Source organism: Nocardioides panacisoli (assembly GCF_019448235.1).
In the GTDB taxonomy this organism is placed as follows: domain Bacteria; phylum Actinomycetota; class Actinomycetes; order Propionibacteriales; family Nocardioidaceae; genus Nocardioides; species Nocardioides panacisoli_A.
This window is the reverse complement of record NZ_CP080409.1, coordinates 2,027,169-2,039,143: the sequence shown is the minus strand read 5'-3', so window position 1 is coordinate 2,039,143 and position 11,975 is coordinate 2,027,169. Positions and strand designations below refer to the sequence as shown.

The window sequence follows — 11,975 nt, the reverse complement described above, 5'->3', positions numbered from 1 at the left end:
CACATCCTCGACCCCCGAAGGAACACTGACTCAAAGTGGCAGTCGACATCACCACGGACCTGACCAAGGTCCGCAACATCGGCATCATGGCGCACATCGATGCCGGCAAGACCACCACCACCGAGCGGATCCTGTTCTACACCGGCATCTCCCACAAGATCGGTGAGGTCCACGACGGTGCCGCCGTCATGGACTGGATGGAGCAGGAGCAGGAGCGCGGCATCACCATCACGTCCGCCGCGACGACCTGCTGGTGGAAGGACCGCCAGATCAACATCATCGACACCCCCGGGCACGTCGACTTCACCGTCGAGGTGGAGCGGTCGCTGCGCGTGCTCGATGGTGCGGTCGCGGTCTTCGACGGCGTGGCCGGTGTCGAGCCGCAGTCGATGACGGTGTGGCGCCAGGCCAACAAGTACTCCGTGCCGCGGATGTGCTTCGTCAACAAGCTGGACCGCACCGGCGCGGACTTCTTCTACTGCGTCGACTCCATGGTCGAGCGGCTCAACGCCACCCCGCTGGTGCTGCAGCTGCCGATCGGTGCCGAGAGCGACTTCATCGGCGTGGTCGACCTGGTGGAGATGAACGCCAAGGTGTGGCGCGGTGAGACCGGCCTCGGTGAGCAGTACGAGACCGAGGAGATCCCGGCCGACCTCGCCGAGCAGGCCGCGGAGTACCGCGAGAAGCTGCTCGAGACCCTGGCCGAGGCCGACGACGACATCATGGAGAAGTACCTCGAGGGCGAGGACATCTCCGTCGACGAGCTGCACGCCGCGATCCGTCGCGCGACGATCGCCGACAAGGTCAACCCGGTCCTGTGCGGCACCGCGTTCAAGAACAAGGGCGTGCAGACCCTGCTCGACGCGGTCATCAACTACCTGCCCTCGCCGTTGGACGTCGAGGGCATCGTGGGCCACGACCCCAAGGACGAAGAGGTCGAGGTCGTCCGCAAGCCCAGCGACAAGGAGCCGCTCGCGGCCCTGGCGTACAAGATCGCCGCCGACCAGCACCTCGGTCAGCTGATCTACGTCCGCGTCTACTCCGGCGTCATGGAGGCCGGTGGCCAGGTCCTGAACCCGGTCAGCGGCAAGCGTGAGCGGATCGGCAAGATCTACCAGATGCACTCCAACAAGCGCGAGGAGATCGCGTCGGTGGGTGCGGGGCAGATCGTCGCCGTCATGGGCCTGAAGCAGACCAAGACCGGTCACACGCTGTGCGACCAGTCCAACCCGGTCGTGCTGGAGTCCATGACGTTCCCGGACCCGGTGATCCAGGTCGCCATCGAGCCCAAGACCAAGGGCGACCAGGAGAAGTTGAGCATCGCGATCCAGCGACTCTCGGACGAGGACCCGACCTTCACCGTCGCGACCGACGAGGAGACCGGCCAGACCATCATCGGTGGCATGGGCGAGCTCCACCTCGACATCCTGGTCGACCGCATGAAGCGGGAGTTCAAGGTCGAGGCGACCGTCGGTGCGCCGCAGGTCGCCTACCGCGAGACGCTGCGCCGGAAGGTCGAGAACCACAGCTACACGCACAAGAAGCAGACCGGTGGTTCGGGCCAGTTCGCGAAGGTCATCATGACCCTCGAGCCGAGCATCGACGAGGAGACCGGCGCGGGCGCGGGCTACGAGTTCGTCAACAACGTGACCGGTGGCCGCGTGCCCAAGGAGTACATCCCGTCCGTGGACGAGGGTGCACAGGAGGCCATGGAGTTCGGCATCCTCGCCGGCTACCCGATGGTCGACGTGAAGGTGTCGTTGGAGGACGGTCAGTTCCACGACGTCGACTCCTCCGAGCTCGCCTTCAAGATCGCTGGCAACCAGGCCTTCAAGGAGGCCGCACGCCAGGCCAAGCCCGTCCTGCTCGAGCCGATGTTCGCCGTCGAGGTGACCTGCCCCGAGGACTACCTCGGCACGGTCATCGGTGACATCAACGCTCGACGTGGTCAGGTCCAGGCACAGGAAGAGCGCCACGGCGACATGGTCGTCGACGCTCTGGTGCCGCTGTCCGAGATGTTCGGGTACGTTGGCGACCTGAGGTCGAAGACCTCGGGGCAGGCTTCGTACTCGATGGAGTTCGACTCGTACGCCGAGGTTCCTCAGAACATCGCCGACGAGATCATCAAGAAGGTTCGGGGCGAGTAGCCACCCGGCTGGTCGCCTGGACCCTCGGCATCACCACCGAAGCAAGTACGAGTCCAGTAGGAAATCACATCAGGAGGAGCCCCAGTGGCTAAGGCGAAGTTCGAGCGGACCAAGCCGCACGTGAACATCGGCACCATCGGTCACATCGACCACGGCAAGACCACGCTGACCGCGGCGATCTCGAAGGTGCTGCACACCAAGCACCCCGAGCTCAACGAGGAGTCGCCGTTCGAGGACATCGACAAGGCTCCCGAGGAGCGCCAGCGCGGTATCACGATCTCGATCGCTCACATCGAGTACCAGACCGAGAACCGCCACTACGCGCACGTCGACTGCCCGGGTCACGCGGACTACATCAAGAACATGATCACCGGTGCCGCGCAGATGGACGGTGCGATCCTCGTGGTCGCCGCCACCGACGGCCCGATGCCGCAGACCCGTGAGCACGTGCTGCTCGCGCGCCAGGTCGGCGTGCCCTCGATCGTCGTCGCGCTGAACAAGTGCGACATGGTCGACGACGCCGAGCTCATCGAGCTCGTCGAGATGGAGGTCCGTGACCTCCTGACCGAGTACGACTTCCCGGGCGACGACCTGCCGGTCGTGCAGGTCTCGGCGTTCCAGGCCCTGCAGGGCGAGCAGAAGTGGGTCGACTCGATCGCGGAGCTCATGGACCGCGTCGACGAGTACATCCCCGAGCCGCAGCGTGACCTCGACAAGCCGTTCCTGATGCCGGTGGAGGACGTCTTCACCATCACCGGTCGCGGCACCGTCGTCACCGGCCGTATCGAGCGTGGCGTCGTCAAGGTCAACGAAGAGGTCGAGATCCTCGGCATCAAGGAGCAGGCGCAGAAGACCACCATCACCGGGGTCGAGATGTTCCGCAAGCTCCTCGACGAGGGCCAGGCCGGTGAGAACGTCGGTCTGCTGCTGCGCGGTACCAAGCGCGAGGAGGTCGAGCGCGGCCAGGTCGTGTGCAAGCCGGGTTCCATCACCCCGCACACCGACTTCGAGGCGCGCGTCTACATCCTGAGCAAGGAGGAGGGCGGCCGTCACACGCCGTTCTTCAACAACTACCGCCCGCAGTTCTACTTCCGCACCACCGACGTGACCGGCGTCGTGACCCTCCCCGAGGGCACCGAGATGGTCATGCCGGGCGACAACACCGACATGAGCGTCGAGCTGATCCAGCCCGTCGCCATGGAGGAGGAGCTCACCTTCAACATCCGTGAGGGTGGCCGCACGGTGGGCGCGGGCCGCGTCACCAAGATCACCAAGTGATCGACTGAACGCAGTCGGAGGACCCCCGAGCCGCACGGCTCGGGGGTCCTTTGCGTTTCCGGGCCGTCCGCTCGCCGTACGACGGTCTCGGAGTGCCGAGTTTGCGCCGACTCGGCACGGCGCCGGAGAATGCGCGGGTGAGTGAGCAGCCGCCGCAGAACCCCTACCAGCCGCCGGCGGGGCCCGGCGGTCCGTGGGGACCGCCGCCCTCGGAGCACCCGCAGGCGACGCTGATCCTGGTCCTGGGGGTCCTCGGCATCACGCTGTGCCAGCTCCTGGGGCCGGTCGCGCTGGTCATGGGTGGGCGCGCCCGCAAGGAGATCGAGGCCGCACAGGGCACCATCGGCGGCAGCACCCAGGTGACCGTCGGCTGGGCGCTCGGCATCGCCGGCACCATCATCCTCGCGATCACCGTGCTCGTGTTCGCCGCCGCCATCGTCATCGTCGGTGTGGCCGGGTTCGGCACCATGGCCGCCACCGGTCGCTGAGCCGCCGTGAGCCACGACCCGATCCCACCCGCGCGTCCGCACCACCGCCTCACCGAGGACGGTCGGCGGCGCCGTGAGGTCCTCAGCTACGCACGCCGCGGGGACCGGATGACCTCCGGGCAGGCCGCGGCGTGGCAGGCCCACCACGCGCGCTGGGTGATCCCCGACGAGGCCCTGGAGGACGCCGGTTTCGACCTCGCCGACTGGTTCGGCCGTGGTCCGGCAGACCGGGACGGGCTGATCGTGGAGATCGGCTCCGGCATCGGGGAGGCGACCGCGGCCCTGGCCGCCGCACGGCCCGGCCACGACGTGCTCGCCTTCGAGGTGTGGCGGCCGGGCATGGCCGCCACGATGGGCCGGCTCGCCGACGTCGGCGCCGAGAACGTCCGGCTGTGCGGGGTCGACGCCGCCTGGGCCTTCCGGCACGTCCTCGCGCCGGACAGCGTCGAGGAGCTCTGGACGTTCTTCCCCGACCCCTGGCGCAAGACCCGCCACCACAAGCGACGCCTGGTCCAGCCGGGGTTCGCCGAGGTCGTCGCGTCCCGGCTGGTGCCGGGCGGGCGATGGCGCCTGGCCACGGACTGGGCCGACTACGCCGACCACATGCACCAGGTCCTGGACGCGGAACCGTCCCTGGCGGGCGGGATCGTCCCTCGGTGGGACGAGCGTCCGGTGACCAAGTTCGAGCGCCGCGGCGTCGCGGCGGGGCGCGCGATCACCGACTTCACCTACCGCCGCGTCACCTGACGTTCACAACGGGGTATCCGCGTGTCGCCGCAAACGGTTGGCTTCGCGGCGTAACTTCACCATCAGTGGCGGGTGGGGAAGCTCGCCATCATCGGGAAGGCCCGTTCGTTGACCAACGACCACGACGCCCTCGAGAGGGCGGACAGGCGCCGGCACTCCGGCGTTCGGGCAGGCTGCTGCGCCAGCCACGACCACGGTTCCCGGTCCATCCACGCGCAGAAGGGCCGCGCGTGGGTGCGCGCACGGTCCGGTGAGGTGCACCATGACCAACTCCAGTCCTGACCGCGCGAGCACCCCGGTCACCGAACGCCGTACCTACGTGCTCGACACCAGCGTCCTGCTCGCCGACCCGTCCGCCCTCCGGCGGTTCGCCGAGCACGAGGTCGTGCTGCCGGTCGTGGTCATCACCGAGCTCGAGGGCAAGCGCCACCACCCCGAGCTGGGGTACTTCGCCCGCACCGCCCTGCGGTCGCTGGACGAGCTGCGTGTCGCCCACGGGCGCCTCGACACCGCGGTGCCGATCGGTGACGCCGGCGGCACCATCCGCGTGGAGCTGAACCACACCGACGCCGAGACCCTGCCCTCGGGGTTCCGGCTGGGGGACAACGACACCCGCATCCTCGCCGTCGCGCACAACCTCTCCCGGGAGGGCCACGACGTCACGCTGGTCTCCAAGGACCTCCCGCTGCGGATCAAGGCCTCCGCCGTCGGGCTCTCCGCCGAGGAGTACCGGGGTGAGGCCGGCAAGGACGCCGACCCCGCCACGGGCTACACCGGCATGGCCGAGATGGACGTGACCGCGGACCAGCTCGACGAGCTCTACGAGGACGGCTCGCTGGACCTGGAGGAAGCACGCGACCTCAACTGCCACCACGGGCTCGTCCTGCTCTCCGACCGGGGCACCGCACTGGGACGGATCGGTCCCGACAAGCAGGTCCACCTGGTCCGCGGGGACCGTGAGGCGTTCGGCATCCACGGCCGCAGCGCCGAGCAGCGCATCGCCCTGGAGCTGCTGCTCGACCCCGACGTCGGCATCGTCTCGCTCGGCGGGCGGGCCGGCACCGGCAAGTCGGCGCTCGCGATGTGCGCCGGGCTGGAGGCCGTGCTGGAGCGCCAGCAGCACCAGAAGGTCGTCGTCTTCCGCCCGCTGTTCGCCGTGGGCGGTCAGGAGTTGGGCTACCTGCCGGGCTCGGAGTCGGAGAAGATGTCGCCCTGGGCGCAGGCGGTGTTCGACACCCTCGGTGCCCTGACCTCGCGGCACGTGATCGAGGAGATCCTCGACCGCGGCATGCTGGAGGTCCTCCCGCTGACCCACATCCGTGGCCGCTCGCTGCACGACTCCTTCGTCATCGTCGACGAGGCGCAGTCCCTGGAGCGCAACGTGCTGCTCACGGTGCTCTCCCGGATCGGCGCCAACTCCAAGGTGGTGCTCACCCACGACGTCGCCCAGCGCGACAACCTCCGGGTGGGCCGCCACGACGGTGTCGTGGCCGTGGTGGACAAGCTGAAGGGACACCCGCTGTTCGGCCACGTGACGCTGCACCGCTCGGAGCGCTCGCCGATCGCCGCCCTGGTCACCGAGATGCTGGAGCATTCCGGCGTTTGAGGGCAGCGGGGCCGGACGATGACGTAGGTTGGCCCGATGCTTCGTCGTTCGGCCCCCCTGCTCGCCCTTGCGCTGTTGGCCGCGCTGTTCACGGCGCCGGCCTCGGCCGACCACGCCGGACCGGCACCCGGCCCCACCGCGGCGTACAACACCTACGGGTGGTGGCAGCACGGCTCGCTGCGCTGGCGCGAGGAGTTCCACGGCGCGCTGGGGTCGGACTGGAAGGCCAGCGGTGCCGGCCTGCGCCACGGCGGCAACGTCCGCAACCAGAACGGCATGCTGACCCTCAACACCGGCGACCGGGGCACGGTCCGGGCCACGCTGAAGCGCGGCGGGGCGGCCTACGGCCGGTGGGAGACCAGGCTGCGGCTGCGCCGCTACGGCAACGCCGCCGACAACTACTCCGTGGTCACCGAACTGGTGCCCGAGGTGGGCCGCAACCAGTGGTGCGGAGCCCGCAACGTGGCGCTGGAGAAGTACCGGATCCGGTGGAACGCGGTGCGCACCTACGCCCGCACCCGCAAGGACAACGAGTTCCGCGACAAGCACCCGCTGCGGATCGGCAACGACGAGTGGCACACCTTCGGTGTGGAGATCACTCCCGACCGGATCACCTGGTTCATCGACGCCCACATCGTCGGGATCGAGGAGCGACCCGAGGCCATCTCGGGCACGCCGCTGACCATCCGGTTCAAGATGCAGGCCCAGAACGGCAAGCAGATGAACCGCAGCCGCATGCAGATGGACTGGGTCCGCTCCTGGAACCTCAACGGCACCCGTGGTGAGGCGTCGGAGCCCAACGCCCACGACCGCAACGAGGGGATCAGCACTCCCTCGGCCGGCACGTACCCGTTGGGCCTGCAACTGGGCGGGGGAGCGCTACCACTGAGCCTCACCTCACACCGCGCGGAATCGTGGTTCCGCCCGGCCCCTGCGTAGTGTGCTTGCAGCAGCTAGCACGACCATGTCCCCGACCCCCGGATCCTGATCGCATGTCATCTGCACCGCACCGCAGCTCCCACGGAGCCCGACGGCGCGCGGCGAAGCCTGCCCGGCCGGCCTGGTTGGCCAAGGCGGGCCTGGGCGCCGCCGCTGCCCTGATCACCGGCAGCGCCGTCGGGGTCGGCGTCCTCGGTCAGCCCGGCGCCGGCAGCGTCTCCGGCGACCTCGGCGCCGTGGTGGACCTGCAGGCCGTGGAGACCACGCCCGACGTCGAGCGGCAGGCGGTGGTCTCCCGCAGTGACCGCCGCGAGCCCGCGGACCCGGAGAAGTCGGCCCGACTCGACCCGGGCAAGCCGCAGGCCGAGACCCGCACCGAGTCGCTGGAGGGCTCCGACCCGCGCACGATCGCCCGTGCCCTGATGGGCGACTTCGGCTTCAGCGCCAGCCAGTTCGGCTGCCTCGACAGCTTGTGGCAGAAGGAGTCGGGCTGGAACCCGGCAGCCCGCAACCCGTCCTCGGGTGCCCACGGCATCCCGCAGGCACTGCCCGGCTCGAAGATGGCCTCGGCGGGATCGGACTGGGCGACCAACCCGCGCACCCAGATCACCTGGGGGCTGGGCTACATCCAGGACCGCTACGGCTCGCCGTGCGCGGCGTGGGGCCACAGCCAGCGCGTCAACTGGTACTGAGGCGCACCGATCGGGAGGCGCGGCACGGTGTCTAGGGTGAGGCCATGAACGCGATCATCCAGTTGCTCGGCTTCCTCCTCATCGGCGTGGTCATCGGCTACGTCGCCCGCGTGGTCAAGCCCGGACGCGACAAGCTCGGCTTCAAGCTCACCGCCGTCCTCGGCATGGCCGGGGCACTGGTCGGCGGCGTCGCGGCGAGCCTGATCGGCAAGGGCTCGATCACCGAGCTCAACTTCTGGGGATTCGTGTTCGCCGTCATCGCCGCGATCGCCCTGCTGGCCTTCGCGCCGGTGTTCGCCGGCGACCGGAAGTGAGCGACGTCCTCAGCCCGGCCCGCGTCCCGTCGTGGGGTCGGCGACGTCGTCGCGCGTGAAGGACGGGTAGAGGTAGCGCACCAGCGCGTACGCCGCTGCGCCACCGACGACCTGCATGGCCAGGAACACCGGCACCGATGCCGGGTCGATGCCCGCGAAGGTGTCGGAGAAGATCCGCCCGATCGTGACCGCGGGATTGGCGAACGAGGTGGACGCGGTGAACCAGTAGGCGGCGGCGATGTAGCCACTGACCGCGAACGCCACCGTCTCGGTGCGGCCGGTGCGGATCCCGCCGAAGACGATGAGCGCGAGTCCCAGGGTCGCCACGACCTCGGCCAGCCAGAGCCCGCCGCCGGTCCGGTCGGTGGTCGCGAAGCTGACCGCGTCGAGGTCGAACATCAGGTTGGCCGCCACCGAGCCGGTGATCCCGCCGGCGACCTGGGCCGTCGAGAGCGCCGCCGCCTCGCGCCACGAGATGGCACCCAGTGCCGCCTCGATGCCGGTGATGACGGGGTTGAACGAGGCCGAGACCGGCTGCAGCGTGAGGATCAGCGCCACCAGGATCGCCCCCGTCGCGATGCTGTTCTGCAGCAGCTGCAGGCCGACGTCGTCGGGGGAGAGGCGGGTGGCCATGATCCCGGAGCCGACGACGCCGGCGACCAGGAACGCGGTGCCGACGAACTCGGCGGTCGCCCTGCGCGGCAGGTCCCGCGCCGGGGCGCTCATGCCTGACCCCCGATGAGGGCGCCGAGGTGGGTCAGCACGTCACGGCGTACGGCGTAGTAGACCCAGGTGCCGCGCTTGGTGCGGGTGAGCAGCCCGGCGTCGTGCAGCACCTTGAGGTGGTGGCTGATGGTGGGCTGGGAGAGGTCGAAGGCCTCCAGCAGGTCGCACACGCACGCCTCGGCGTCGGCGTGCGACGCGACGAGCGAGAGCAGTCGCAGTCGGACCGGGTCGGCCAGCGCCTTCATCATCGGCGCGATGGTGCGGGCCTGGTCCGCGGTCAGTGGCGTCGCGACCAGCGGTGCACAGCACGCGACGGTCTCGGTCGGGGTCATCTCCAAAGGCATCGACACGCGTGAATATTGACATAGGTCGATATGGACCGCCACTCGGGGCGGGACGCGGAGCGGTGTCGCTCAGTCGCTGTTGGTCATCGACGCCACGTCGAGGGCGGCGTCGAGCTGCTCCTCGGTGAGCACGCCGCGCTCGACGTAGCCCATCGCGAGCACCGTCTCGCGGATCGTCGCGCCGTCCGCGAGCGCCTGCTTGGCGACCTTCGCGGCCTCCTCGTAGCCGATGTGGGCGTTGAGGGGGGTCACCACCGACGGCGAGGACTGGGCGTAGCGGCGCATGCGCTCCGCATCGGGCTCGATGCCGTCGATGCAGCGCTCGGCCAGGGTGCGCATGCTGGTCGAGAGCAGGCGCACCGACTCCAGCACGTTGCGTGCCATCACCGGCATCGCCACGTTGAGCTCGAAGTTGCCGCTCGCGCCGGCCGCCGTGACGGTCGCGTCGTTGCCCACGACCTGCATGCACGCCATCACGGTCGCCTCGGGCAGCACAGGATTGACCTTGCCCGGCATGATCGAGGAGCCGGGCTGGAGGTCGGGCAGCCGGATCTCGGCCAGACCGGTCGTCGGGCCCGACCCCATCCACCGCAGGTCGTTGCAGATCTTGGTCAGCCCTACCGCGAGCGTCTTCAGCACGCCGCTCAGCTCGACCAGCGAGTCGCGCCCACCCTGGGCCTCGAAGTGGTTGCGGGCCTCGGTGAACTCCTGGCCCGTCGCCTCCCCGAGGGCAGCGATCGCCGCCGGGGCGAACCCGTCGGGGGTGTTGATCCCGGTGCCGACGGCGGTGCCGCCCAGCGGCAGCTCGCGGACCCGGGGGAGGACCCCCTCGAGCCGCTCTGCGGCGTGGCGGACGGTGGCGGCGTACCCGCCGAACTCCTGGCCGAGCATGACCGGCGTCGCGTCCATCAGGTGGGTGCGACCGGACTTCACCAGCCCGGCGAACTCGGTGGCCTTCGCCTCGAGCGAGGTGGCCAGCACGTCCAGTGCCGGGAGGAGGTCGGCGACCACGGCCATCGTGGCGGCGACGTGGATCGCGGTGGGGAAGGTGTCGTTGCTGGACTGGCTGGCGTTGACGTGGTCGTTGGGGTGCGCCTCGACGTCGCCGGCCGCCGCTACCAGGGAGGCGATGACCTCGTTGGCGTTCATGTTCGAGCTCGTGCCCGACCCGGTCTGGAAGACGTCGATGGGGAACTGGTCGTCGTGCTCACCCGCCGCGACGGCCCCCGCGGCGGCGACGATCGCGTCGGCCATCGGACCCTCCAGCACCCCCAGGTCGGCGTTCGCGCGCGCCGCGGCCGCCTTGACGTGGCCGAGTGCGTGGATCAGCGCCGGCTCGATCGGGGTCCCGCTGATGGGGAAGTTCTCCACGGCGCGCTGGGTCTGGGCCCGCCACAGCGCGTCGGCCGGGACGCGGACCTCGCCCATGGAGTCGTGCTCGATGCGGTAGTCGTTCTCACTCACCCTCCCGACGCTACTCGCGCGCCCGTCGCGTGGGCCAGTGACCGTTCCGTGACCAACCCGTGCGGCCCCGGCGGGCCGCCGTTGCCGAAACGTTGTCGATGCGGCGAGGGCCGGGGATGGAGTTCTCGGTGTGATCTGCCTAACGTTCGCGACATGCAACGGAGCATTCGATCGGTCGCTGTCCTCGGGATCGGCACCGTCGGCGAACTCGTCGTCGACATGCTGACGGAATCCGGATTCGACGTCGTCGCGTATGACGCCGCGCCACCTCCGGGAACGGAGGTGAGGCCGCTGGACGTCACCGACGGCGACGCGCTCGCCGAGGCGCTCGGCGCCGTCGACGCGCTGGTGTCCTGCCTGCCGTACGCCCTGAACGTCGCGGTCGCCGAGGCCGCCGCGAAGGTGGGCACCCACTACTTCGACCTCACCGAGGACGTGCCCACCACCAACCGGGTGATGGAACTCGCCGAGCAGCACCCCGGCACGGTCTTCGCGCCGCAGTGCGGCCTCGCGCCCGGCCTGATCGGGATCGTCGGCTCCTCGCTGGCCGCCACCTTCGAGGAGATCCGCTCGGTCGAGCTGCGCGTCGGCGCGCTGCCCCGCCACCCCGCGGGCCTGCTGGGCTACGCCTTCAACTGGTCCCCCGAGGGCGTGGTCAACGAGTACCTCAACGACTGCGAGGTGCTCCGCGGCGGCCGCCGTACGTGGCTGCCGGCGATGTCGGAGACCGAGCGGATCGTGCTCGGCGGCGTCGAGTTCGAGGCCGCCTTGACCTCCGGCGGGCTCGGCACCATGTGCCGCACCCTCGAGGGGCGCGCCCAGCGGCTGGACTACAAGTCGCTGCGCTACCCGGGGCACTTCCAGCAGATGCGGTTCCTCTTCGACGAGCTCGGCCTGCGGTCCGACTTCGACCTCGCCTGCCGACTGCTCACCACCGCCAAGCCGCCGGTCACCCACGACATCGTGTTCTTCTACGCCGCCGTCGACGGCACCCGCGACGGGCGACCCCACCGCGAGGACTTCGTCCGCGGCTACCTGCCGCTCGAGATCGGGGGCCGCACCTGGCGGGCGATCTCGTGGACCACCGCCTGCTCGGTCACCGGCGTCGTGGAGATGGTCGCCGACGGCACCCTGCCGGCGTCTGGTTTCATCCGGCAGGAGGACATCGCATTCGACGACCTGACCGCGACGCGCGCCGGGAAGCGCTTCGCCGTCGAGGGGAGGATCTGA

At 69.8% G+C, this 11,975-nt stretch carries 12 protein-coding genes; 9 read left to right on the top strand and 3 right to left on the bottom strand.

Annotated features, from left to right (window positions below; all coding sequences use genetic code 11):
- Positions 1 to 35: 35 nt before the first annotated feature.
- The 8 genes from fusA to KUV85_RS09910 all read left to right on the top strand — a co-directional run bounded on the left by fusA (position 36) and on the right by KUV85_RS09910 (position 8,211).
- Positions 36 to 2,147, top strand: coding sequence for an elongation factor G (fusA, locus tag KUV85_RS09945; protein WP_425299336.1), 2,112 nt, complete (start codon positions 36 to 38; stop codon positions 2,145 to 2,147).
- An 84-nt stretch (positions 2,148 to 2,231) separates the two neighbouring features.
- Entirely contained in the window at positions 2,232 to 3,425 is a 1,194-nt protein-coding gene (gene tuf / locus KUV85_RS09940; protein ID WP_219959735.1) for an elongation factor Tu, read from the top strand.
- Between the two features lie 137 nt (positions 3,426 to 3,562).
- Entirely contained in the window at positions 3,563 to 3,913 is a 351-nt protein-coding gene (locus tag KUV85_RS09935; protein ID WP_219959734.1) for a hypothetical protein, read from the top strand.
- A gap of 6 nt (positions 3,914 to 3,919) precedes the next feature.
- Entirely contained in the window at positions 3,920 to 4,660 is a 741-nt protein-coding gene (gene trmB / locus KUV85_RS09930; RefSeq protein ID WP_219959733.1) for a tRNA (guanine(46)-N(7))-methyltransferase TrmB, read from the top strand.
- A gap of 262 nt (positions 4,661 to 4,922) precedes the next feature.
- A complete protein-coding gene (locus tag KUV85_RS09925) occupies positions 4,923 to 6,266 on the top strand; it encodes a PhoH family protein (RefSeq protein ID WP_219959732.1) in 1,344 nt (447 codons plus the stop codon).
- Between the two features lie 36 nt (positions 6,267 to 6,302).
- Positions 6,303 to 7,205, top strand: a complete 903-nt coding sequence (locus KUV85_RS09920) for a hypothetical protein (protein WP_219959731.1) — start codon at positions 6,303 to 6,305, stop codon at positions 7,203 to 7,205.
- Positions 7,206 to 7,258: 53 nt separating this feature from the next.
- The gene (locus KUV85_RS09915; RefSeq protein WP_219959730.1) at positions 7,259 to 7,897 is read left to right on the top strand and encodes a transglycosylase SLT domain-containing protein; all 639 of its coding nucleotides are present in this window, start codon (positions 7,259 to 7,261) and stop codon (positions 7,895 to 7,897) included.
- 44 nt (positions 7,898 to 7,941) lie between these two features.
- Positions 7,942 to 8,211, top strand: coding sequence for a GlsB/YeaQ/YmgE family stress response membrane protein (locus tag KUV85_RS09910; RefSeq protein WP_219959729.1), 270 nt, complete (start codon positions 7,942 to 7,944; stop codon positions 8,209 to 8,211).
- 9 nt (positions 8,212 to 8,220) lie between these two features.
- Here the strand turns inward: KUV85_RS09910 and KUV85_RS09905 are convergent, their stop codons facing one another.
- The 3 genes from KUV85_RS09905 to KUV85_RS09895 all read right to left on the bottom strand — a co-directional run bounded on the left by KUV85_RS09905 (position 8,221) and on the right by KUV85_RS09895 (position 10,745).
- Complete coding sequence (locus tag KUV85_RS09905; protein WP_219959728.1) at positions 8,221 to 8,937, bottom strand: aquaporin; 717 nt, start codon at positions 8,935 to 8,937, stop codon at positions 8,221 to 8,223.
- A complete protein-coding gene (locus KUV85_RS09900) occupies positions 8,934 to 9,281 on the bottom strand; it encodes an ArsR/SmtB family transcription factor (RefSeq protein WP_237690274.1) in 348 nt (115 codons plus the stop codon). Before KUV85_RS09900 ends, KUV85_RS09905 begins: the two co-directional genes overlap by 4 nt.
- A 69-nt stretch (positions 9,282 to 9,350) precedes the next feature.
- On the bottom strand, positions 9,351 to 10,745 hold the full coding sequence (locus tag KUV85_RS09895; RefSeq protein WP_237690124.1) for a class II fumarate hydratase: 1,395 nt from the start codon (positions 10,743 to 10,745) through the stop codon (positions 9,351 to 9,353).
- A 153-nt stretch (positions 10,746 to 10,898) separates the two neighbouring features.
- On the opposite strand from KUV85_RS09895, the gene KUV85_RS09890 reads away from it, so the two are divergent.
- Positions 10,899 to 11,975 carry a saccharopine dehydrogenase family protein gene (locus KUV85_RS09890; RefSeq protein ID WP_219959726.1) on the top strand — a complete coding sequence of 359 codons (1,077 nt, stop codon included), beginning with the start codon at positions 10,899 to 10,901 and terminating at the stop codon, positions 11,973 to 11,975.